Origin of the sequence: Corynebacterium marinum DSM 44953 (assembly GCF_000835165.1) — a bacterium.
GTDB classification, from domain to species: domain Bacteria; phylum Actinomycetota; class Actinomycetes; order Mycobacteriales; family Mycobacteriaceae; genus Corynebacterium; species Corynebacterium marinum.
The window spans coordinates 2,229,519-2,249,622 of the sequence record NZ_CP007790.1 but is presented as its reverse complement, the minus strand read 5'-3'; the positions used below and the strand labels follow the sequence as shown (position 1 = coordinate 2,249,622).

Genomic DNA, 20,104 nt, shown 5'->3' with positions numbered 1-20,104 from the left:
GGTGATCGCGCTCGTCGCCGCCGCCGGGCGGGGCACGCGGCTGGGGGCGTCCGTGCCGAAGGCGTTCGTGCGGCTGCGCGGCCGCTCCCTGCTGGAGAGATCGGTCGCCGCGATGATCAACTCCTCGGTGGTCGACGAGATCATCGTGCTGGTCAGCCCCGACATGGAAGCTTACGCGGAGGAGATGCTCGGCCAGACCGGGCTTCTCGACGCCGCGGTGACCGGCGTCCCCGTCCAGCTCACCCTCGGCGGCGGGGAACGCGCCGACAGTGTGTGGGCGGGGCTGCGGACCATCACCGACGAGGACGCGGTGGTGCTCATCCACGACGCCGCCCGCGCGTTGACCCCGCCGGGCATGATCGCGCGCGTCGCCCGCCGCGTGCTCGAGGGCGCGCCCGGCGTGGTCCCGGTCGTCCCGGTGCCCGACACCGTCAAGCAGGTCGACGGCGACGTGGTGGCGGGTACCCCGGACCGGTCCTCCCTGCGTGCGGTGCAGACCCCGCAGGGCTTCCGGCTGCGCGAGCTGCGCGCCGCCAACGAGGCCTACTTCGCCGCCGCAGACCCCGGTTTCACCGCCACGGACGACGCGTCCCTGCTGGAGTGGCAGGGCGTCCCCGTGGTCACGGTCCAGGGCGACCCCATGGCCTTCAAGGTGACCACCCCCATCGACATGACCCTGGCCCGCACCATCACGGACGAGGCCGAACCGACAATTTTCGAGGTACCCGGTGACTGACATGATCATCCCGCGCGTCGGCGTCGCCACCGACGCGCACCAGATCGAGGCGGGCAAGCCGTGCTGGATCGCGGGCCTCCTCTTCGAGGACGCGGACGGCTGCGAGGGGCACTCCGACGGCGACGTCGTCGCCCACGCGCTGGTCGACGCCCTCCTCTCCGCCGCCCAGCTCGGTGATCTCGGCGTTCTGGTCGGGGTGGGGCAGAAGAAGTACGACGGGGTCTCCGGTGCCCAGTTGCTGCGCGAGGCGCGGGAGGCGGTCGAGGCGGAGGGCTTCGTGATCGGCAACGCCGCCGCCCAGCTCGTGGGCCAGTCCCCGAAGATGGGGCCGCGCCGCGCCGAGGCGGAGCAGGTGCTCTCCGGGATTCTCGGGGCGCCGGTGTCCGTGGCGGCGACGACCACCGACCACATGGGCTTCACCGGCCGGGAAGAGGGCCGCGCCGCCGTGGCGACGGCCGTGGTCTGGCGGGCCTGACCGCCGCCGCCCGACGCAATCTGCCCCCTTGGGTGGCCCGGGGGTGCCCTGTGGCCGAACCCGGCCGCGGGGGAGAGCTTCTGTCCGGGGCGCGGGGGAATAGGGTGTTGGTCATGGACATTCTCATTCGGGCGGGCGTGGATGACGTCGCCCGCACCGCGGCCGACATCATCGGCTCATACGTAAAGGACGGCGCCGTCATCGGCCTGGCCACCGGTTCCACCCCGCTGGCGACGTACCGCGAGCTCATCGCGCGGCAGGAGGCCGGCGCCCTGGACTTCTCCGGTTGCACGGCCTTCTGCCTGGACGAGTATCTGGGTCTGCCGCCGGAGCACGTGCAGAGCTACCACCACACGATCCGCACGGAGTTCACCTCCCACATCAACATCGCCGACCGCAACGTCCACAGCCCCGACGCCATGGACCCCCGGCCGTGGGAGGCCGCGCAGCGCTACGAGCAGGCCATCGCCGACGCCGGCGGCATCGACGTCCAGCTGCTCGGCGTGGGCACCAACGGCCACATCGGCTTCAATGAACCGGCGAGCGCCCTGAACGCCCTGACCCGGGTGGAAACCCTGCACCCGCAGACCGTCGTCGACAACGCCCGTTTCTTCGACTCCCCCGATGAGGTCCCCACCCACGCCATCACCCAGGGTCTGGGCACGATCCTGCGGTCCGGCCACGCGCTGCTGCTGGCCACCGGCGCGGGCAAGGCCGACGCCGTCGCGAAGATGGTGGAGGGCCCGCTGTCTGCGTCCTGCCCGGCCTCGGTGCTCCAACTTCACCGGCACGCCACCATCATCGTCGACGAGGCGGCCGCCGCCGGGCTGAAGGACGCGGAGTACTACCGCCACATGGACGCCGCGCGCCCGGAGTGGATGGGCGTCGACGGTCGGCCGCGTGCGTGACCAGCCCGGTGATCGGCGGTGATCGGTGCTGCCGGCCTCGTCTAGACTGAAGGCCGTGACTCTCCGAATCTTCGACACCGCCACCAGATCGCTGCGCGACTTCGTCCCCGTCAAGGAAGGGCACGCCTCGATCTACCTGTGCGGTGCGACCCCGCAGTCCCAGCCGCACATCGGCCACGTCCGCTCCGGAGTGGCCTTCGACATCCTGCGCCGCTGGCTGCTGGCGAAGGGGCTCGACGTCGCCTTCGTCCGCAACGTCACCGACATCGACGACAAGATCCTCACCAGGGCGGCCGAGCACGGCCGCCCATGGTGGGAGTGGGTCTCCACCCACGAACGGGCCTTCACCTGGGCGTACGACCAGCTCGGGGTGCTGCCGCCTTCCGTGGAACCCCGCGCCACCGGGCACGTCACGCAGATGGTCACCTACATGCGGCGGCTCATGGACCGCGGTTACGCCTACGAGGTCGACGGTTCCGTCTACTTCGACGTGGCGGCGTGGGTCGCCGCCGAGGGCTCCGACTACGGCTCCCTGTCCGGCAACCGCGTCGAGGAGATGGAGCAGGGCGAGGCCGACAACAGGGGCAAGCGCTCGCCGCAGGACTTCGCCCTGTGGAAGGCGGCCAAGCCGGGCGAGCCGTCCTGGCCCACCCCGTGGGGCGAGGGCCGCCCCGGCTGGCACCTCGAGTGCTCCGCAATGGCCACGTGGTACCTCGGGGAGACCTTCGACATCCACGGCGGCGGCCTCGATCTGCAGTTCCCGCACCACGAGAACGAGATCGCCCAGGCCCACGCCGCCGGCGACGGATTCGCCAACTACTGGATGCACAACCACTGGGTCACCATGGCGGGCGAGAAGATGTCCAAGTCGCTGGGCAACGTGCTCAGCGTCCCGCACATCCTCACGCTGGTCCGGCCGGTCGAACTGCGCTATTACCTCGGTTCGGCGCACTACCGCAGCGTGCTAGAGTACTCCGAGTCCGCGCTGCAGGAGGCCGCCACAGGTTACCGACGCATCGAGGACTTCCTCCGCCGCGTCGGCCCCGTCGACATCGGCACGTGGACCGATGCCTTCGCCGAGGCCATGGACGATGACATCTCCGTGCCCCGCGCGCTCGCCGAAATCCACAACGCCGTCCGCGCCGGAAACACCGCCCTCGCCGAGGGTGCGCGCGCGGACGCCGCCGAGATCGCCTCCCGTGTCCGCGCCATGACCGCGGTGCTCGGCGTGGACCCGCAGGACGAACAGTGGGCGGAGGGGGCGTCGACAAGCGACGGCGCCATGGCGGCGCTCGACGTCCTCGTCGACGCCGAACTAGAACGACGTACCACGGCCCGTGCCGAGAGGGACTGGACCACAGCCGACGCCGTCCGCGACCGACTCGTTGCCGCCGGCATCGACGTCACCGACACCTCCGACGGCCCGCAGTGGTCGCTGAAGAACTCTTAAGGACTGAAAAGACATGACGAACCAGGGACGACCCGGGACGCGGAAAACCAACAAAAAGGGCGCCGTCAAAGGCTCCGGCGGGCAGGTCCGCCGCGGACTGAAGGGCAAGGGGCCCACCCCCAAGGCGGAGGACCGCGAGTACCACGCCGCCCACAAGCGCAAGAAGGTGGCGGAGCGCCGGTCCTCCGGGCGCCACGTCAAGGAGAACACGTTCGAGCTCGTCGTCGGGCGCAACCCCGTCATCGAGTGCCTCCACGCGAAGGTGCCCGCCACCACGCTGTACGTCGCCGAGGGCACGGGCGCCGACGACCGCCTCTCCGAGGCCGTCCAGATGGCCACCACCCGCGGCATCACCATCACCGAGATCTCCCGCTTCGAGCTGGACAAGATGACCGGCAACGGCATGCACCAGGGACTGGGCCTGCAGATCCCGCCGTTCAAGTACACCGACGTGCACTCCCTGATCTCCTCGGTGGCCGGGACCGGCGAACCCGGCATGTTCGTCGTCCTGGACAACATCACGGACCCGCGCAACCTCGGCGCGGTCATCCGTTCCGTCGCTGCCTTCGGCGGGCACGGCGTGGTCATCCCCGAGCGCCGCTCCGCCGGCATCACGGGCGTCACCTGGCGCACTTCCGCCGGTACCGCCGCCCGGCTGCCCGTCGCCCGCGAGACCAACCTGACCCGCACCATCCAGGAGTTCAAGCGCAACGGTTACCAGGTCGTCGGCCTCGACGCCGGCGGCGAGCACACCCTGGACACCTACGACGGCGGCGCCGAGCCGGTGGTCATCGTCGTCGGCTCCGAGGGCAAGGGCATCTCCCGGCTGGTCCGCGAGAACTGCGACGTCATCATGTCCGTGCCGATGATCGGCTGGGTCGAATCGCTCAACGCCTCGGTCGCCGCCGGTGTGGTGCTCTCCGAGTTCGCCCGCCAGCGCCGCGCCGCCGGCGTGCTCGGGGCGGCGGGGAGCTAGCGGAGCCGGGCCTTCAGGGGCCCGGCGGCCCAGCGTCCCGGCGGAAAACCCGCCGCAGGGTGGACCTCCGCGCCGGTCGGGGCCGGATCCGGACCCCCGTGTCAGTGCGGCGGAGGGTCACGCCTCCGGCAACGCCCTCACTCCCAGCCGAAGAATCGTGCCAGCACGTCCGAGGCGACGACCGAGTCGGTGCCCGGGCCGATGCTGGCCGGCAGCTGCTTCGGGGTGGGAACGACATGCCCCATGCCCTCGATGCTCCACAGCTCGACCGTGGGCACCCCCTCGCGGGACCACCGGTCGACGGTGACGCCCTCTGGGCCGGCCACGGCCTTGTGGTCGGAATCGTCGAGGCCGTTGGTCGCCGCGAAATAGCGCGCGGATTCAAAGGCGGAGACGAGCACGCCGCGGGAATGCGCGTCGTCGAGCCCGGCGACACCCCCGTCGTACTTGACGATGTGGTCGGCCGTGCCGTGCATCGCCAGGTAGGGGGTGGGCGTGTCGGCTTCGCCGAGTCCGTCGACGCGGTTGCCCTTCGCCGGCATGGTGGCGGCGAAGGTGGCGGCGCCGGCGAGGAGACCGGGGGCGTCGTGGAGCAGGCGCATCACCATCTGGCCGCCGTTGGAGTAGCCGCAGGCGTGCACGCGGGACGTGTCGACGCCGCGGTGCTCGCCCAGCCAGTCGACGATCGCGCGGGTGAATCCCACGTCGTCGACCCCCAGCTCGCGGGTCTTCTCCCGGAGGCGCAGGCGGGTGTCGTTGAAATGCCTGTCGACGCCGTCCGGGTAGGCGAGTACCACCCCTGCCCGGGCCGCCATGTCGTCGAAGATGCGGCCGGTGAAGTTGCGGGCGACGTTGCCGTTCTGCAGGGAGCCGTGGAAGTAGAGCAGCGCGGGCGGGTTCGCGGGCAGGTCGTCGGGGGTGACCACGACGAAGGTCCGGTCGCGCCCCTGATGGCGCAGGACGACTCTTTCGGAGGTGTACGGCTGCTGGATTCTCACGACGCATAGTGTAGCCGCACCCTCCTGCTACTTTGGGGGCATGGTCAAACGTGCCCGCGGCCGCGGGACTCTCGCCTCGCTCGCCGCCGAGCTGGGGGTGTCGCGGACGACGGTGTCGAACGCGTACAACCACCCGGACCAGCTGTCGGCGCAGCTGCGGGAGCGGATCCTCGCGGCCGCCGCGGCGCGCGGTTACCCGGGGCCGGACCCCATGGCCAGGTCCCTGCGGACCCGCCGGGCCGGGTCCATCGGGGTGCTGCTCACCGAGCATCTGACCTACGCCTTCGAGGACGCCGCGTCGGTGGACTTCCTGGCGGGCATGGCGGAGGCGACATCCGGGTCGGAGTCCTCGTTGACGCTCATCCCGGCGGGTCCCTCGGAAACGGACGCCTCCGCCCTGGTGGGGCGCGCCGCCGTCGACGGGGTGGTGGTGTATTCGGTGGCGCAGTCGGACCCGCACCTCGCGGCGGCGCGCGCCCGGGGGCTGCCGCTGGTGGTGTGCGATCAGCCGAAGGACGTCATCGACCTGCCGTTCGTGGGGATCGACGACCGCGCCGCCATCCGGCCCGCCGCCCGCGCCCTCGTTGAGGCGGGCCACCGCCGCATCGGCATCCTCGCGATCCGTCTGGAACGCGACCGCCACGACGGCCCCGTCGACCCGGCCGTCCTGCCCGGGGCGGCCCTGCACGTGCAGCGCGACCGTGTTCTCGGGGCGTTGGAGGAGTTCGGGGCGGCCGGCATCGCGACGGAGTGCGTGCCCGTGATCACCAGGCACATCAACGACCACGCCAACTGCCTGTCCGCCGCCCGGGAGATGCTCACCACCCACCCCGACGTCACGGCCGTGCTGTGCACCACCGACTCGATGGCGCTGGGTGTGCTCGAATACGCCCGGGACCAGGGTATCGCCGTCCCGCGGGAGTTGTCCGTGACGGGTTTCGACGGCATCCGCAACGCCCTCATCATGGGCCTGAGCACCGTCCTCCAGCCGAACCGCGCCAAGGGTGCCGCGGCGGGCAGGATGCTCCTCTCGCTTCTCGACGCACACCTGGCGGACCAGCCCCCGGCCGGCCCGCCGCCGCGCGAGATCCTGGACACTTCCTTCCACGCGGGCACCACCATCGCGCCCCCGGGGCGCTGACCGCCGGAGTAGCATCAGTGCCGACAGCCTCAACTCTTCTGAGCAGCAAGGATAGGCACGATGCTTGATTTCGCCCGCCGTTCGTCCACTGTCCTCATTGTCTCCGGTCTGCTGGCCATCGCCGTCGGAGTCGTCGCCGTCGCATGGCCAGGTCTCACCATCCTGACCCTGGTGCTCATCTGGGGGTGGTACGCGCTGGTGGACGGCCTCCTGGCCCTCGCGGCCGGACTGCGCCCCCGGAACCGGGACTCCCGGGTGTTCCTCATCGTCATCGCCGCCATCGGTATCGCCGCCGGCCTGTTGACCATCTTCCGCCCGCTCGACAGCGGGATCGCCCTCGCCTGGATTCTGGGTGTCTGGCTCCTCGCCAAGGGCGCGTCCGAGCTGGTCTCGGCCTTCTCCCAGCAGCGGGAGACATCGCGGTGGCTGCTGCTGCTCGGCGGCATCCTCTTCGTCACCGCCGGAGTCATCTTCATCGCCAACCCCGGCACCGCGGCCCTGGCGGTGAGCAAGTGGTTGGGCGTGTGCGCGATCCTCTGGGGCGTCTTCATCCTCGGCGCGGGTATCGCCCGTCGGACGGCGGTGAAGGAGGCCGGCGGGGCGGCGTCTTAGTTTCGCCGGAGGGTTCCCGGTTCGCGCCCGCCGGCGTCGTGGACATGGAGGATGTCGCCGTCTCCCCAGGTGTCGACGGGGGAGACTGCCGAGGAGCAGCCCTGCAGCAGCAGAGCTGACACCACGAGGGCGCTGGCGGCGAGAGCGCGGATGCTCATGCCCCGAGTTTAGGCCCGCAGGCCGAAACCCGGGTCCCTTCCGGCGTAGGCCATGAGGCGGATGCCGGCGGGCTGATCGGCGGGTACGGGCACCGGCGGGCCGAACCTGCCGGAGTCCTGCAGGGCGTCGCCCACGGATTCCATCCCGGCGAGGTTGCGGGCGGCGTAATCGGCGTCGAGCTCGACGTCCCGCCCCTGCGAGCGGGCCAGATCCCAGGTGTGCATGAAGATGTCGGGCAGGAGGAACCCGGCGGTGGCACGGGCCACGGTCCCGCCCTCGTCGGGCCCGGCGGTGAACACGGCGTCGGCACGCGCCGGATCCGCGAGGACCCCGCGGACCGCGGAGACGAACTCGAACCAGGCGCCGGCGGGGTCGGCCTGGAGGTCGGCGGTGAACGCCAGATCGATGCCCGCGTCGCGCAGGTTGGCCGGGTACCAGGTGAGCAGGTGGTTGACGATGTCCCGGGCGGACCACCCCTCGCACGGGGTCGCGGCCGACCAGTCGTGCACGCGGTGGACCTCGGCGGAGAATCCGGCGGCGACGGCCTCGAAGCGCTCGGCGACGGGGCGGGGCAGGCCGAGGCGGGCGGCTCGGCCGTCGGCGAGCGAGGTGAGCAGCTCCGCGACGGCCGGGATATCGGCGACGCGTTCGCCCGCCGCGGTATTGCCCGCGCCGACCTTGACGCCGACGTCGCCTGCGCGCAGGACACGGAAGCCGTCCTCGTCGGTGGCGTCGTCGCCGATGAACAGCGCGACGGTGGGCTGCACGCGGGCGATCTCCGCGGCGAGCCAGGTGCCCTTGGTGGCGTCGCTGACCGAGAACTCGACGATGTTCTTGCCGCGGGTCACACGGACGCCCGGCACCTCCACGGACATCACCGCCTCGAGCAGCGCGTCAGCCGTCGCCTGGTCGGTCGAGGCGAGCGCCGCGGCGTGCGCCACCCGCTGGAAGGGCTTGAACTCGATGTAGGTCTGCGGATGGGAGGCGAACTCGGCGAGCTGCTCCTCGACGGCGTCGAGCTTCGCGCGCATTTCGCCGGTGAGCGCCACCGCGTGCTCTGCGGACTCGGAACCGTGCGATCCCGCCAGGACCACCGGGTCCCGCAGCGGGCACACCCGGGCCAGACCCTCCAGGTGGCGGCCGGTCAGCAACGCGACGTGGGTGTCCGGCAGGCCGGCGAGCCGGGTCAGCGCGGCGACCGAATCCAGGTTGACGGGAACGGCGTAGATGTCGGGGGAGAAGCCCGCGAGGGTTCCGTCGAAGTCGGAGACGACGAGCAGTTTCTCGGCGTCCACGAGGCGGGCGAGGGCGGCTGGCGTGATGCTCATGGGCCCACTCTAGATGGGCCGACCCCTACATGGCGGCGAGGCCGATCGCGGGGCGGTCGACGGCGTCGGTGCGCAGCGTCAGCACGAGGGCGCGGTCATCGTGTCGGACGTCGAACACCGCGCCGGGCTCGATCAGTTCGGTCAACTGCCCGTGGGACCAGGCCGCGTGGCAGTTCTCCTCGGTCTCCCCGACCTCGAGGCGGTCGACGGTGAGGGTGCGGGCGTTCTCCACGCCGGTCCCCGCACCCTCGCCGGTGAAGTGGACGGTGCCCTGGAGCGGGGCACAACCGGTGTACCCGGACACCGAGCGTTCGCCGAAGGCCAGCCGGGCGAGGCCGGCGGCGCCGTCAGGTAGCGCGGAGGGTTCGCCCGGGGTGGTCCAGATGTCGGTGACCAGCCACGACGAGCCCACGACATCGGCGGTGGGTTCTACGGCGCAGCCGGCCAGCAGCAACGCGGCGGCCAGCCCGGCAGCAGCTGCGGACAGCGGCCGCCTCACCGGGTCTCCTCCAGGGACGTGAGGAAGGCGTCGGCCCAGCGGTTGACGTCGTACTCCGCCACCTGCCGGTGCATGGCCAGCATCCGTTCCGCCGTCGCCTCGGGGGCCCCTGCCAACCCCTGGACCGCTGTGAGCAGGGCACGCTTGATGGACTCCAGGTCGAAGGGGTTGCACAGGTGCGCCTCGTTGAGCTCCACCGCCGCCCCGGCGAACTCGGAGAGCACCAGCGCGCCAGAACCGTCGCCGTGGCAGGCGACGTACTCTTTGGCCACCAGGTTCATGCCGTCCTTGAACGGGGTCACCAGCATGACGTCGGCGGCCTCGTAGTAGGTACGCAGCTCGCTCTTCGGCAGCGACTGGTGCAGGTAGTGCACCACCGGCCGGCCCATGGCGCCGAAGGTGCCGTTGATCCGGCCGACGGCCTCCTCCACCTGGGAACGCGCCACCCGGTACTGCTCGATGCGCTCGCGCGAGGGGGTCGCCACCTGCATCAGCACAGTCGTCGCGGGGTCGAGGGCCTCTGATTCCAGCAGCTCCTCGAACGCCAGCAGCCGCTGCAGGATGCCCTTGGTGTAGTCGAGCCGGTCCACGCCGAGGATCACCGTCTCCGGGTCACCCAGCTCCGCACGGAGCTTGTCGACACCGCCTTCCTCGCCCTCTCCGAGCGAGGCTGCGTCGATCGAGATCGGGAACGCGCCGACGGCCACGCGGTGGCCGTCGTGGGTGACCACGTGGGCGTCGGTGCGCCGGGTGCCGGCGTTCCCCTCCACAGTGAGGCCCTCCGTCGCCGCGCACAGGTCGAGGAAGTTGCGGGCGTTGGATTCGAGGTGGAAGCCGATGAGATCCGCTCCGAGGAGGCCGCGGATGATCTCGTCGCGCCAGGGTAGCTGCCGGAACAGGTCCGGGCTCGGAAAAGGAATGTGAAGGAAGAACCCGATGCGCAGGTCGGGGCGCATCTGGCGCAGGATGCCCGGGAGCAGCTGCAGCTGGTAGTCCTGCACCCAGACGGTCGCACCCTCGGCGGCGACCTCCGCCACCTCCAGGGCGAAACGGAGATTGACGTCGCGGTACGCGGACCACCACTCCCGGTGGTACACCGGGGTGACGATCAGATCGTGGTAGAGGGGCCACAGCGACGCGTTGGAGAAACCCTCGTAGAAACCCTCGTAGTCCGCCTCGGTGAGGCGGACCGGGTGAAGGAGCACCCCTGCGTCGGTGCGGAACGGCTCAGGCGCCTCGTCGGACACTCCGGGCCACCCCACCCAGCAGCCCTGCTGGTGCTCCAGGACAGGGGAGAGCGCCGCGACCAGGCCACCCGGGCTGGGTGTCCACGTCCGGGTGCCGTCAGGTGCGGTGTGCAGGTCAACCGGCAGGCGGTTGGCCACGACCACGAAGCTGTTGTCGCCGCTCATGCCTGACGCTTAGACCTTCTTGGCCGTCTTCTTGGCGGTGGTTTTCTTCGTCGTCTTCTTGGCGGGGGCCTTCTTGGCGGGGGCCTTCTTGGTGGCCTTCTTGCGGGTCCGCTTCGCCACGTTCGGCTCCGCGTCCTCCAGCTCGGCGGCGACCTTCTTGTAGACCAGGCCCTTCGGTTCCACGCCGAGCATGCACATGAGGGTCACGCCGTCCAGGAAGTCCTGCGAGTACGTGGCGACGATCCGGCGGGCGGAGGCGGCGGTCTCCTCCTCCACAGCATGCAGAGCTTCGGGGGTGGGGCGGGTATCAGTGACCTTCGGCGGCACATATCCTCCTGAGAAAGTGGTGGTCAGGGCGCAGTAGATTGTTGATTCTACGCTACTGGCGCGGGAATTTCCGCACCCGCCCGCGCGGACGCTCGGATTGGGCCCGCCGCGCCGCAGCCTTCTGCCGGGCCATCTGCTGGAAAGTGTTGCGGCGGGCGGCGCGGAAATAACGGTAGGGATTCAGGGGCGGCGGGCGGCGCAGCCGGCGGGCCACCCATTCGCCCAGCACCACGCCCGCGGCCAGGCCCCCGGCGGTGGCCAGGGCGACGACGATGCTGGTGAAACCGAGCAGGGTCTGCTCGTTCATCATCGAGTGCATGCCGCGGTAGACCGTCAGACCGGGAAGAAAGGGGGTGATGCCGGCGATTGCGGTGATCAGCGGAGGGATGAGAAAACGGCGGGCGAGCAGACCGCCCGCCAGGCCGATGACGACCGCGGACAGCGACGCACCGATCACCGGCCCGACACCGACGGGAACCAGCAGGAAATAATAGAAGGCGGACCCGGCCAGCGCGCTCAGCCCCGAGATGAACACCGACGACCACTCTGCGTAGCAGGCGATGGCGAATCCCGCGGCCGCCAGCCCGCCGCACACCACCCGGACGGTGGACGTGGTGAACCCCGAGGTGGGGATGATCTCCAGCGGAGGCAGCGGCACCCCGATCAACACGGAGACCTGGATGCCGACACCCACGCCGGCCACGATGGCGCCCGTGAACAACAGTGCCTCGAAGAAGCGCGCCGACGCCGTCACCGGTGCCCCCGTGATCCCGTCCTGCAGCGACTGCACCAGGGTCAGGCCGGCCAGCAGCACGATGATGCCAGAGGCGATGACCTGGCCGGGCGAGATCCGCACGCCGACGTCGGCGGCCAGGTTGTAGATGATCGCGGCCGGCAGCGTGGCGATGATCCCGCCGAACATGTTCTGGAAGAAATAGGGCAGACCCTTGCGGTCCAGCCACGTGTTCAGCGTCATGATGAGCACCGCGGTCAGAAACGCCGTGATGATCACCAGGGCCCCGCCACCCAGCAGGCCGGCCACGGATCCGCCCAACAGGCCCCAGCCCATGATCGCCGTCCAGATGCCGTAGGCCGTGGGCTTGGCGGACAGGTCGTCGAGAATGTTCTCGGCCACCTCGGGCGGCGTCGCACCCGCCTGGATGGACCGGATCAGCCGGTCGACCTCGGAGAGCCGGGAGAAGTCGGTGGTCATCCGGCGCACCACCCGGAACACGTTCACCGGCGTTTTCCGGGTGGTTCCGATCGTGGTGAAGATCGTGATGGTGTTCATCGTGATGTCGACGTGGCAGTAGTGCAGACCGTAGGCGGACGTCACCGCATGGATCTGCGCCCTGGTGTCCGAATTCGACGTGCCGGAGGACAGGAGAATGTCACCGATCCGGGCCGCGATGTCCATCACCGCCGCCACCTGCGCCTGATCGGTCAGATCGACGGGGGCGAGCGGGGACGGCGGCGGCGCGGCCTTGGCGGCATCGATCGTGGCGATGCGCCCCGACGCGGTGAACGTCGATCTCAGGCTGTCTAACAGGGAGGACACGGGCGCCACCCTAGTCGCCCGGGCGGTTTCTGACACACCCGCCCCCTCGGGTACGATTTCAGGCGGACGGGGACCACGTTCCCGCCCCTGCTGGAGTGGCGCAATCGGTAGCGCAACGGTCTTGTAAACCGTAGGTTGCGAGTTCAAGTCTCGTCTCCAGCTCTTACACTCCCCGGGCCATCGGCCCGGGGATTTTTGCTCAGGAGGTCAACGTAGATTCCCCGGTGGGGGTCACCTCGCTCATCGGCAGTGTCCTGGCGTTCGCCGCGCACCGTACGGCGCGCTCCCAGCACTCGACTGAGCGGGTGCTCTGGGCGAAGGTAGGGGTTATGCGGGATCCCCGGACTGTCATGCGCACAAGGCATCCACGAATTCATGGGATTCCAGGCGGTGGGGACAAGCTGGCAGGGACCTTGACCGAGTATCAGGAGACTGTCCCTCCTCGGGGTTCCGCATCGGGCAGAATGGATGGAAGAATGATCCGGGTCACACTTCGGTCATCTGTCTGGACGTCCATCGACTACCACCCCAGGAGAATTGATCATGGACACCACTTCGCGACGGATACGACACCGCACGGCTCCACGAGTTTCCGGCCGGGCGTGGAGGATCGGCGCCCGAGCCGTAGGGGTGTATTTCGGGAGCATGGCTGTTTTGAACACGGTGCACACGGTGCGCATCGCCCCCGATTTCCTGCAGTGGCTGCGTGACAACACCTGGTTGCCGCCCTACCGGCCGGTCCTCGGCGCCCTGGTACCGGTGGCCCCTGCCGTTGTCCTCGGCTCGGCTGCCTTTCAGGCGGCTGTCGCCTACCAACTGCTGCGCGGCCGTCGGGTGTCCGGGTCACTGCGGTGGGCGCAGGCCTGGGTCCTGGGACTGATACCTGCCCTGCCCTGGCCGTACTGGGTGGTGAATGCGGTTTCTGCGGGCGCCTTCGAGGCCATTCGTCGAGAGGTGATCCGCAACCCCTCGGCGTGAGCTGCTGGGCCGTACGAGGATCCTTCCTGTCAGGAGCTCATGGAACCGGGAGGGCTCGGCCGGGGGCGGGACGTCGTGGCGGAAAGCGGTGTTCCGCAGCTGCGGGTAGATCACGGGGGAACTGACCGGGTCAGCCGATGTCGGGTTGGTGGACAATGCGTCCGGTCGACGCCCGCGGGGGTGGCGGGCATCGACCGGAAGGTCGATCACCTCTTCGGGCCTCCTCCACTGGACTAAACTCACCGCTCGGCCCTCCCACCTGCGTCGATGTGCGGGTGGACCGAATCCAGAAATGAGATTGTCGTGCGGAAGTCCCTCTCCACCATTGCGTTCACCGTCACCGGCGCGGTCGTCTGCAGCATCATGTTGTCCACTCCGGTTCTGGCCCAGAGCTCTTCCGGTTCCTCCGGTTCCTCCGGCTCACAGACCGCGCCCCGGGCGGACGGACCCTCCGAGGGGCTGGATGTGGCACTGGTCGGCGATCTGCTGGGTCCCGGTATCTCCGAAAGCCTCGGGGTACTGCTCGGCGACCTCGGCGTCATGGCGTACATCGGGACCGGGAAGGAGTTCGCCATCATTTTCGGCGACTCCTTCCGCGGCCCGGGATTCGGCGAGGGCGAGTGGATGAGCCCGGTGGGGGTTGTCGCCGTGTACGAAGCGGACGGCACCGTCAACATCCTGCGCCCGCTCAACGAGGGCGAGGTGGTCGAGCAGCTGATCGACTACGAGCACAATAACCGCGGCCTGACGATGCTGCCCTCGGACGTGATCAACATCGACGGCGTCCTCTACCTGCAGGGCATGTGGAACGAGGGCGTCGGCAACGTCCTGAGCACCGAGATCTGGATGTCCGGGGACCAGGGCCGGACCTGGGAGACCCTGGGCACGACGTCGAAGGACTACATGGGCGGCATGGGCAACCTCATCACCTGGGAGCTGGGGCCCGACGGTTACGTCTATGTCATGTCCTCGCAGTTCAACCGGCTCAGCGACGTCTACCTCTCCCGCTTCCTCCCCGCGGACATCGATGACACCGCGGCGTGGGAGCACTACTCCCTGAACCGGGACGGCTCCGGCACGTGGGGCACCGCCTACACGCCGGTTCTCAGCGACGCCGTCCGCGCCGGGGAGATGTCATTGCGCTACATCGAGGGGCACTGGGTGCTGAGCATGTTCAACGCCGAGACCATGGCCATCGAGGTGCGCATCTCCCCCGAGATCGCCCGCGACTGGAACGAGATCGCCCCCGCCAACGTGGTCGTCGCCGGCACCGGCGGCTGGGGGTCCACCCAGGACGCGAGCAATTTCACCCAGCTCTACGGCGGTTACATCGTCCCCGGCTCCACGCTGGCGAACATGGATCTGGTGGTCTCACAGTGGAACACCCGCGACAACAGCCGCTACATGTCCACCCAGTTCAACGTGAAGGGCCTGGACAAATTCTTCGGCATCACGCCGGAGGATGCCGTGTCCCCGATGCGCACCCGCGCTCTCACGGAGGAGCCGCAGTCCCCGGACGTCGGCAACCAGGATGTCCTCCAGGTCGAGGTCACGCCGCTCGACGGCGGGTCGGCCGCCCAGCTCTCCCCGGAGGGGGCAGCAGACGCGCTGGCCGGCCTCACCGTCATTCCCCTGGAGGGTGCGACCCCGTAGACGCAGTGCCGGGCCGCGTGGGCAGGCCGCCCGCCCACGCGGTTTCTGCGGGGGATGCTCCCGCGCCCCGTAGAATGGCGTGCGACATTTCCCGACCCTTCACTAAGGAGCGCACATGGCAGATATCAGGGTGGCAATCGTCGGATACGGCAACCTCGGCAGGTCCGTGGAGAAGCTCATCGGTCAGCAGCCGGACATGCAGCTTGCGGGAGTGTTCTCGCGCCGCGACAGCCTGGACACCCTCGACCCGGACACCCCGGTGCTGCCCGTCGCGGACTTCGCCGGGCACACGGAGCTTTTCGACGTCGCCGTGCTCTGCCTCGGCTCCGCCACCGACATCCCCGAGCAGGCCCCGGAGTTCATCCGCCACGCCAATACGGTGGACACCTACGACAACCACCGCGACGTCCCGCGCCACCGCGCCGAGATGGACAAGACGGCCAAGGAGAACGGCACCGTCGCCATCGTCTCCACCGGCTGGGATCCGGGCATGTTCTCCCTCAACCGCACCATCGGCCAGGCGCTCCTGCCGGGCGGCAGCCAGAACACCTTCTGGGGGCCGGGCCTGTCCCAGGGGCACTCGGATGCACTGCGCCGCATCGACGGCGTGCGCAAGGCCGTCCAGTACACCATCCCCTCCCCGGACGCCCTGGAGAAGGCGCGCAAGGGCGAGGCCGAGGGCCTGACCGGCAAGCAGACCCACCTGCGCCGCTGTTTCGTGGTCTGCGAAGAGTCGGACCAGGAGCGGATCGAGAACGAGATCCGCACCATGCCCGACTACTTCGTCGGCTACGAGGTCGAGGTCAACTTCATCGACGAGGCCACCTTCGACGCAGAACACACCGGCATGCCGCACGGCGGCCACGTGATCACCGCGGGCGACACGGGCGGCTACACCCAGTCGATCGAGTACACCCTCGAGCTGGAGCGCAACCCCGACTTCACCGGTGCTGTGGCGTTGGCCTACGCCCGTGCGGCCCACCGCATGCGCGAAGCCGGCCAGTCGGGCGCCTACACAGTGCTCGAGGTCGCGCCGTACCTCATCTCCGCGACGCCGCTCGAGGAGCTCATCGCCCGCGACGTGTAGCGGCTGGACCTGGTCCGGCTCAGCGGGTGAGTATTCCCGCGGCGTATGCCGCTTGGCCCACGTGCTGGGCGGCGTCGTCGATGATGGAGACCAGCCGCACCCCGCGGGTGACGGCCGGCTCCCAGCTGTGGTCGATGACCTCGGAAAGCTCCTTTGCGCGGAGCCCGGCGGCATAGCCGCTCAGTGCCTCGAGCGTGGCCCGGAGGTAATCGGTGAGCAGCTCCTGGTCCTCGACGACGACCTCCCCCGCCTCATCCTCGTCGTGGCCGTAGCCGAGGGTGTCCCCCACCTCGCCCAGGCCGAAGCTCTCCCGGAAGTCCGCCCAGAGTTCCGGGCGGCCGCTGAGGTGGGAGAGCTGGACGTCGACCTCGCGGCCGCTGTGCCACAGCAGCCAGGCGATGGAGTTGGGGTGGTTCCCGGGGTGGGCGTTGAGCTGCGCGGCGCTCAACCGGGGCAGTTGTTCGGCCGCCGCCACGGGGCGGGAGGCCATGTCCTGGATCAGTTCGGTGACGTTCATGACTCCACTCTGCCTGTCTCCGCCGCGCGGCGGCCCCGCGCCGGATCGCTGACACGGAGCAGCAGTAGGGCGCCGACGGCCAGGACGGCGACGATGCCCAGAATTCCGTAGCGGTCGTCCCCGCCGCCGAGGAACACGGAGGCGGCGAAGGCGACCGGCGCGAGCCAGGAGACGGCCCGGCCGGTGGTGGCGTAGAGGCCGAACATCTGGCCCTCCCGGTTCTCGGGTGCGACACGCGAGAGGAAGGAGCGTGCGGCCGACTGCGCCGGACCCACGAAGGTGCACAGGATGAGGCCGAAGATCCAGAATCCCACCGGCCCCTGCACGAAGAGCAGGGTCACCCCGACGGCGATCATGATGCCCAGGGAGCCGAGGATCACCGGTTTGGGGCCCGTCCGGTCGTCGAGCCAGCCGCCGGCCAGAGCGCCGAGGGCGGCGGTGACGTTGGCGGCCACGCCGAAGAGCAGGACGTCGCCGGCGCTGAGGCCGTAGACGCTCACCGCGAGGATCGCCCCGAAGGTGAACACCCCGGCCAGCCCGTCGCGGAACACGGCGGAGGAGATGAGGAAGAACACCGAGTTGCGGTCCTGGCTCCACAGGCTCTTCAGGTCGCGGAACAGGCGCCGGTAGGACTCCCGGAAGGACTCCGTCTGCGCGCCGGAGGGGGAGATCTCCGGAACCCGGAAGAGGACCGGCAGGGCGAAGACGCCGAACCAGGCTGCCGCGAACACGGCGACCACCCGGATGTTCAACCCGCCCTCGGCCGGCAGGTTGAACAGGCCGCGGGTGTCCCCGGAACCGGCGACGAAGCCGATGTAGCAGGCCAGCAGGACGACGATGCCGCCGAGATAGCCCATGCCCCAGCCGAAACCGGAGACCCGGCCGACGTTTTCCGGCGTGGAGATCTGCGTGAGCTGCGCGAAGTAGTTGACCTCGGCGATCTCGAAGGTGATCGACGCGACCGCCATGATGAGGATGCCGACCCAGAACCAGACGGCGGCGTCGTCACGCACGAAGAAGAGGGACGCCATCAGGGCGACGGTGATGAACGTCCACACCCCGACGGCGCGGCGGCGGGTGCCGCGCAGGTCGGAGCGTTGGCCCATCACCGGGGTGATGGCGGCGATGAGGAGGCCGGCCAGGCCGATGGCGAAGCCGTAGTACTGCGCCGGGGTGAAGGGGCCGGAGACGTTCCGGCCGACCGAGTCGGTGAGGTACACCGAGAAGATGAAGGTGACCAGCACGGCGTTGAAGGCGGCTGATCCCCAGTCCCAGAGGCCCCATGCGAGGACGGTTCGGCGGTCGGTCATGAACCGTGAGTCTAGGTCGGGATCTGCTTCAGTGCAGCGGCAATGAGCCTTTCCCGGTCGTCCGTGGACAGCGGCCGGTGGTGGACGTGGTCGTGGGCCCACAGCCCGTAGGCGGTCAGTTGGACGAGGTAGGCGTCGGAGGTGTCCGGCGCGGGCATCCACCGCGTGTCGACGTCCGCCCACACCGCCTTGTACTCCGGGTCGCTGCGCGCGTCGAGGATCATGATCAGCTCCGCCAGGTCGGCGGTGCGGCCCATGGAGATGACCACGGCGCGCAGGCGCTGGGAATCGGTGCATTCTTCGGCGGGGGCGCCGGCGATGGTCCGCAGCTCCGTCTCCCACGCGTCGGCGAGGTGCCGGTGGATGCCCAACAGCAGATCATGACGGGAGGGGAAGTGGTAGATGAGGCCGGACTTGGACAGGCCGGCGGCGTCGGCGAGTGTTTCGTAGCTCAGGTGCTCGAGGCCCTCGGCGGCGATGAGGGCCACGGCGGCGTCGAGAATGAGGTCGCGTTTACTCCGGCGCATGGGCACCCTTCGGGTTGTCGCGGAAGCACCAGCCGGTGACGGCGGCGAAGACGGCCGCCAGCGCGCTGATGATCAGCAGAATGGTCAGGTAGGCGTCGTCGTAGGCGGCGCCGTTGAGTCCGGTGAGCATGTCCCCGCCGGCGGAGCGGGCGTAGAACAGGGGGAGGAGGCTGCCCAGGACGGCCACGGACAACAGGGTGCCGAATTCGTAGGAGACCGCCTCCACTCCAGCGGCCATGCCCGCGCGGCGGATCGGTGCGGAACCGATGATCGCCGTCGAGGACACCGACATGATGGCGCCCGCTCCCGCACCGACCAGCGCGAGCGCCGCGATGAACAGCGGGAGGGCGTCGTGGCCTCCCGCCCAGGCGGCCGTCCCGACGCCCGCGGCCACGGCCAGGAAGCCGCCGGAGATCAGCGGTGCGAAACCGGCCCGGTGCAGCGATGCGCCGCCCAGGAGGGAGAACGGGAAGGCCGCCACCGTCACGGCGACGACGATCAGGCCCGCTTCAAGGGGGCTGTAGCCGGCGACGAGCTGGAAACGTTGGGTGGTCAGCAGCTCCAGCCCGGCGACGGCGAACATCGCGCCGCTGGCGGCGAGCACCCCGCCGCTGAAGATGCGGGAGCGGAAGACGTCGAAGGTGAGCAGGGGATCGTCGAGGCGGCGCTGACGGTGGACGAACGCCGATGCCCCCAGAACCGCGGACAGGGTGGCCGCCGCCAGGAGCCACCCGGTGCGGTCCGGGTTGGCCGCCTCCTTGATGGCGGTGACCAGCGACGACAGGGTCACCAGGGCGTAGAGGGAACTTCGTGCGTCCCAGCGTTTTACCGGGTTCGGCATGTTCGGCGGGGCGACTGCCACGGTCAGGACGAGCGCGGCGACCACGATGGGCACGTTGATGAGGAAGACGGAACCCCACCAGAAGTATTCGAGCAGCAGACCGCCGAGGACCGGGCCCAGGGCGGCACCGACCACGGCGACGGAACCCCACACGCCGATGGCGGTGTTGCGTTCGCGTTCGTCGCTGAAGGTGATGCGGATCAGGGCGAGGGTGGCGGGCATCATCGTCGCCGCGCCCAGCCCGAGGAAGGCGCGGGCGGCGATGAGGGGCCAGGCTCCGGGCGCGAAGGCGGCCGCCAGGGAGGCGGCGCCGAAGATGACCAGCCCGATGAGGAACATCAGGCGGTGGCCGATGCGGTCGCCGAGGGTGCCGGTGCCCAGGAGCAGGCCGGCGAGGACCAGCGGGTAGGCGTTGATGATCCACAGGGCCTGGGTTTCAGTGGTCCCGAGCTGGGAGCGCAGCTCGGGCAGGGCGGTGTAGAGGATGGAGTTGTCCACCCCGATCATGAGCAGGCCGAGCGAGACGACCAGCAGGAACGTCCACCGCTGGGCGGGTGTGGAATCCACGTTGTCCAGATGTTTCACGCAGCAGAACTGTACCGACCGTTCGTT

General features: G+C 69.7%; 21 protein-coding genes and 1 tRNA gene. 11 read left to right on the top strand and 11 right to left on the bottom strand.

Annotated elements, in window-relative coordinates; all coding sequences use genetic code 11:
* Nucleotide 1 precedes the first annotated feature (1 nt).
* From ispD to rlmB, 5 genes are all read left to right on the top strand, one after another.
* On the top strand, nt 2-736 hold the full coding sequence (ispD, locus tag B840_RS10675) for a 2-C-methyl-D-erythritol 4-phosphate cytidylyltransferase (protein ID WP_229676625.1): 735 nt from the start codon (nt 2-4) through the stop codon (nt 734-736).
* Complete coding sequence (gene ispF / locus B840_RS10670) at nt 729-1,211, top strand: 2-C-methyl-D-erythritol 2,4-cyclodiphosphate synthase (RefSeq protein WP_042622111.1); 483 nt, start codon at nt 729-731, stop codon at nt 1,209-1,211. Before ispD ends, ispF begins: the two co-directional genes overlap by 8 nt.
* 113 nt (nt 1,212-1,324) lie before the next feature.
* Nucleotides 1,325-2,119 carry a glucosamine-6-phosphate deaminase gene (nagB, locus tag B840_RS10665; RefSeq protein ID WP_042622110.1) on the top strand — a complete coding sequence of 265 codons (795 nt, stop codon included), beginning with the start codon at nt 1,325-1,327 and terminating at the stop codon, nt 2,117-2,119.
* Between the two features lie 55 nt (nt 2,120-2,174).
* Nucleotides 2,175-3,569, top strand: coding sequence for a cysteine--tRNA ligase (cysS, locus tag B840_RS10660; RefSeq protein ID WP_042622109.1), 1,395 nt, complete (start codon nt 2,175-2,177; stop codon nt 3,567-3,569).
* A gap of 13 nt (nt 3,570-3,582) precedes the next feature.
* Nucleotides 3,583-4,545 carry a 23S rRNA (guanosine(2251)-2'-O)-methyltransferase RlmB gene (gene rlmB / locus B840_RS10655; protein ID WP_042622108.1) on the top strand — a complete coding sequence of 321 codons (963 nt, stop codon included), beginning with the start codon at nt 3,583-3,585 and terminating at the stop codon, nt 4,543-4,545.
* A gap of 137 nt (nt 4,546-4,682) precedes the next feature.
* On the opposite strand, the gene B840_RS10650 is transcribed toward rlmB, so the two are convergent.
* Nucleotides 4,683-5,543 (bottom strand): CE1 family esterase, encoded by an 861-nt coding sequence (locus B840_RS10650; RefSeq protein ID WP_052491176.1) that lies wholly within the window; start codon nt 5,541-5,543, stop codon nt 4,683-4,685.
* A gap of 40 nt (nt 5,544-5,583) precedes the next feature.
* Here B840_RS10650 and B840_RS10645 point away from each other — a divergent pair, with 40 nt between their 5' ends.
* Together B840_RS10645 and B840_RS10640 are read left to right on the top strand one after the other, a co-directional pair.
* On the top strand, nt 5,584-6,684 hold the full coding sequence (locus B840_RS10645; RefSeq protein ID WP_042622107.1) for a LacI family DNA-binding transcriptional regulator: 1,101 nt from the start codon (nt 5,584-5,586) through the stop codon (nt 6,682-6,684).
* Nucleotides 6,685-6,744: 60 nt separating this feature from the next.
* Complete coding sequence (locus tag B840_RS10640; protein ID WP_042622106.1) at nt 6,745-7,296, top strand: HdeD family acid-resistance protein; 552 nt, start codon at nt 6,745-6,747, stop codon at nt 7,294-7,296.
* Here the strand turns inward: B840_RS10640 and B840_RS13575 are convergent.
* The 6 genes from B840_RS13575 to thrE are packed head-to-tail and all read right to left on the bottom strand — an operon-like array spanning nt 7,293 to nt 12,579.
* On the bottom strand, nt 7,293-7,454 hold the full coding sequence (locus B840_RS13575) for a hypothetical protein (protein WP_156971905.1): 162 nt from the start codon (nt 7,452-7,454) through the stop codon (nt 7,293-7,295). The genes B840_RS10640 and B840_RS13575 overlap by 4 nt on opposite strands.
* Before the next feature lie 9 nt (nt 7,455-7,463).
* Nucleotides 7,464-8,783 carry a trehalose-phosphatase gene (gene otsB / locus B840_RS13850; RefSeq protein ID WP_084602984.1) on the bottom strand — a complete coding sequence of 440 codons (1,320 nt, stop codon included), beginning with the start codon at nt 8,781-8,783 and terminating at the stop codon, nt 7,464-7,466.
* Nucleotides 8,784-8,808: 25 nt separating this feature from the next.
* Nucleotides 8,809-9,282 carry a hypothetical protein gene (locus B840_RS10625; RefSeq protein ID WP_052491175.1) on the bottom strand — a complete coding sequence of 158 codons (474 nt, stop codon included), beginning with the start codon at nt 9,280-9,282 and terminating at the stop codon, nt 8,809-8,811.
* Nucleotides 9,279-10,694, bottom strand: a complete 1,416-nt coding sequence (locus B840_RS10620; protein WP_042622105.1) for an alpha,alpha-trehalose-phosphate synthase (UDP-forming) — start codon at nt 10,692-10,694, stop codon at nt 9,279-9,281. Before B840_RS10620 ends, B840_RS10625 begins: the two co-directional genes overlap by 4 nt.
* Before the next feature lie 9 nt (nt 10,695-10,703).
* The gene (locus B840_RS10615) at nt 10,704-11,021 is read right to left on the bottom strand and encodes a hypothetical protein (RefSeq protein WP_042622104.1); all 318 of its coding nucleotides are present in this window, start codon (nt 11,019-11,021) and stop codon (nt 10,704-10,706) included.
* Between the two features lie 52 nt (nt 11,022-11,073).
* Nucleotides 11,074-12,579 carry a threonine/serine exporter ThrE gene (gene thrE / locus B840_RS10610; RefSeq protein WP_042622103.1) on the bottom strand — a complete coding sequence of 502 codons (1,506 nt, stop codon included), beginning with the start codon at nt 12,577-12,579 and terminating at the stop codon, nt 11,074-11,076.
* An 89-nt stretch (nt 12,580-12,668) separates the two neighbouring features.
* Here thrE and B840_RS10605 point away from each other — a divergent pair.
* The 4 genes from B840_RS10605 (at nt 12,669) to B840_RS10590 (ending at nt 16,297) form a co-directional block, all read left to right on the top strand.
* Nucleotides 12,669-12,741, top strand: a tRNA-Thr gene (locus B840_RS10605).
* A gap of 483 nt (nt 12,742-13,224) precedes the next feature.
* Nucleotides 13,225-13,557 carry a hypothetical protein gene (locus B840_RS10600; RefSeq protein ID WP_156971904.1) on the top strand — a complete coding sequence of 111 codons (333 nt, stop codon included), beginning with the start codon at nt 13,225-13,227 and terminating at the stop codon, nt 13,555-13,557.
* A 471-nt stretch (nt 13,558-14,028) separates the two neighbouring features.
* Nucleotides 14,029-15,210, top strand: a complete 1,182-nt coding sequence (locus tag B840_RS10595; protein WP_188656928.1) for a DUF4185 domain-containing protein — start codon at nt 14,029-14,031, stop codon at nt 15,208-15,210.
* Between the two features lie 115 nt (nt 15,211-15,325).
* On the top strand, nt 15,326-16,297 hold the full coding sequence (locus B840_RS10590) for a diaminopimelate dehydrogenase (protein ID WP_042622100.1): 972 nt from the start codon (nt 15,326-15,328) through the stop codon (nt 16,295-16,297).
* Between the two features lie 19 nt (nt 16,298-16,316).
* On the opposite strand, the gene B840_RS10585 is transcribed toward B840_RS10590, so the two are convergent.
* From B840_RS10585 to B840_RS10570, 4 genes are read right to left on the bottom strand one after another with little or no spacing between them, the layout of a single operon-like run.
* The gene (locus B840_RS10585; RefSeq protein WP_042622099.1) at nt 16,317-16,814 is read right to left on the bottom strand and encodes a mycothiol transferase; all 498 of its coding nucleotides are present in this window, start codon (nt 16,812-16,814) and stop codon (nt 16,317-16,319) included.
* Complete coding sequence (locus tag B840_RS10580; RefSeq protein ID WP_042622098.1) at nt 16,811-18,124, bottom strand: MFS transporter; 1,314 nt, start codon at nt 18,122-18,124, stop codon at nt 16,811-16,813. The genes B840_RS10585 and B840_RS10580 overlap by 4 nt, the downstream gene beginning before the upstream one ends.
* Nucleotides 18,125-18,135: 11 nt before the next feature.
* Nucleotides 18,136-18,651, bottom strand: a complete 516-nt coding sequence (locus B840_RS10575; RefSeq protein ID WP_042622097.1) for a TetR/AcrR family transcriptional regulator — start codon at nt 18,649-18,651, stop codon at nt 18,136-18,138.
* Nucleotides 18,638-20,077, bottom strand: coding sequence for an MFS transporter (locus B840_RS10570; protein ID WP_042622096.1), 1,440 nt, complete (start codon nt 20,075-20,077; stop codon nt 18,638-18,640). Before B840_RS10570 ends, B840_RS10575 begins: the two co-directional genes overlap by 14 nt.
* Between the last annotated feature and the right edge of the window lie 27 nt (nt 20,078-20,104).

Bases quoted from the DNA above. Each gene is read 5' to 3' on its own strand.
- nagB (WP_042622110.1), top strand. From the start codon at position 1,325: ATGGACATTCTCATTCGGGCGGGCGTGGATGACGTCGCCCGCACCGCG.
- rlmB (WP_042622108.1), top strand. From the start codon at position 3,583: ATGACGAACCAGGGACGACCCGGGACGCGGAAAACCAACAAAAAGGGC.
- B840_RS10645 (WP_042622107.1), top strand. From the start codon at position 5,584: ATGGTCAAACGTGCCCGCGGCCGCGGGACTCTCGCCTCGCTCGCCGCC.
- B840_RS10640 (WP_042622106.1), top strand. From the start codon at position 6,745: ATGCTTGATTTCGCCCGCCGTTCGTCCACTGTCCTCATTGTCTCCGGT.
- B840_RS13575 (WP_156971905.1), bottom strand. From the start codon at position 7,454: ATGAGCATCCGCGCTCTCGCCGCCAGCGCCCTCGTGGTGTCAGCTCTG.
- otsB (WP_084602984.1), bottom strand. From the start codon at position 8,783: ATGAGCATCACGCCAGCCGCCCTCGCCCGCCTCGTGGACGCCGAGAAA.
- B840_RS10620 (WP_042622105.1), bottom strand. From the start codon at position 10,694: ATGAGCGGCGACAACAGCTTCGTGGTCGTGGCCAACCGCCTGCCGGTT.
- B840_RS10600 (WP_156971904.1), top strand. From the start codon at position 13,225: ATGGCTGTTTTGAACACGGTGCACACGGTGCGCATCGCCCCCGATTTC.
- B840_RS10590 (WP_042622100.1), top strand. From the start codon at position 15,326: ATGGCAGATATCAGGGTGGCAATCGTCGGATACGGCAACCTCGGCAGG.
- B840_RS10585 (WP_042622099.1), bottom strand. From the start codon at position 16,814: ATGAACGTCACCGAACTGATCCAGGACATGGCCTCCCGCCCCGTGGCG.
- B840_RS10580 (WP_042622098.1), bottom strand. From the start codon at position 18,124: ATGACCGACCGCCGAACCGTCCTCGCATGGGGCCTCTGGGACTGGGGA.
- B840_RS10575 (WP_042622097.1), bottom strand. From the start codon at position 18,651: ATGCGCCGGAGTAAACGCGACCTCATTCTCGACGCCGCCGTGGCCCTC.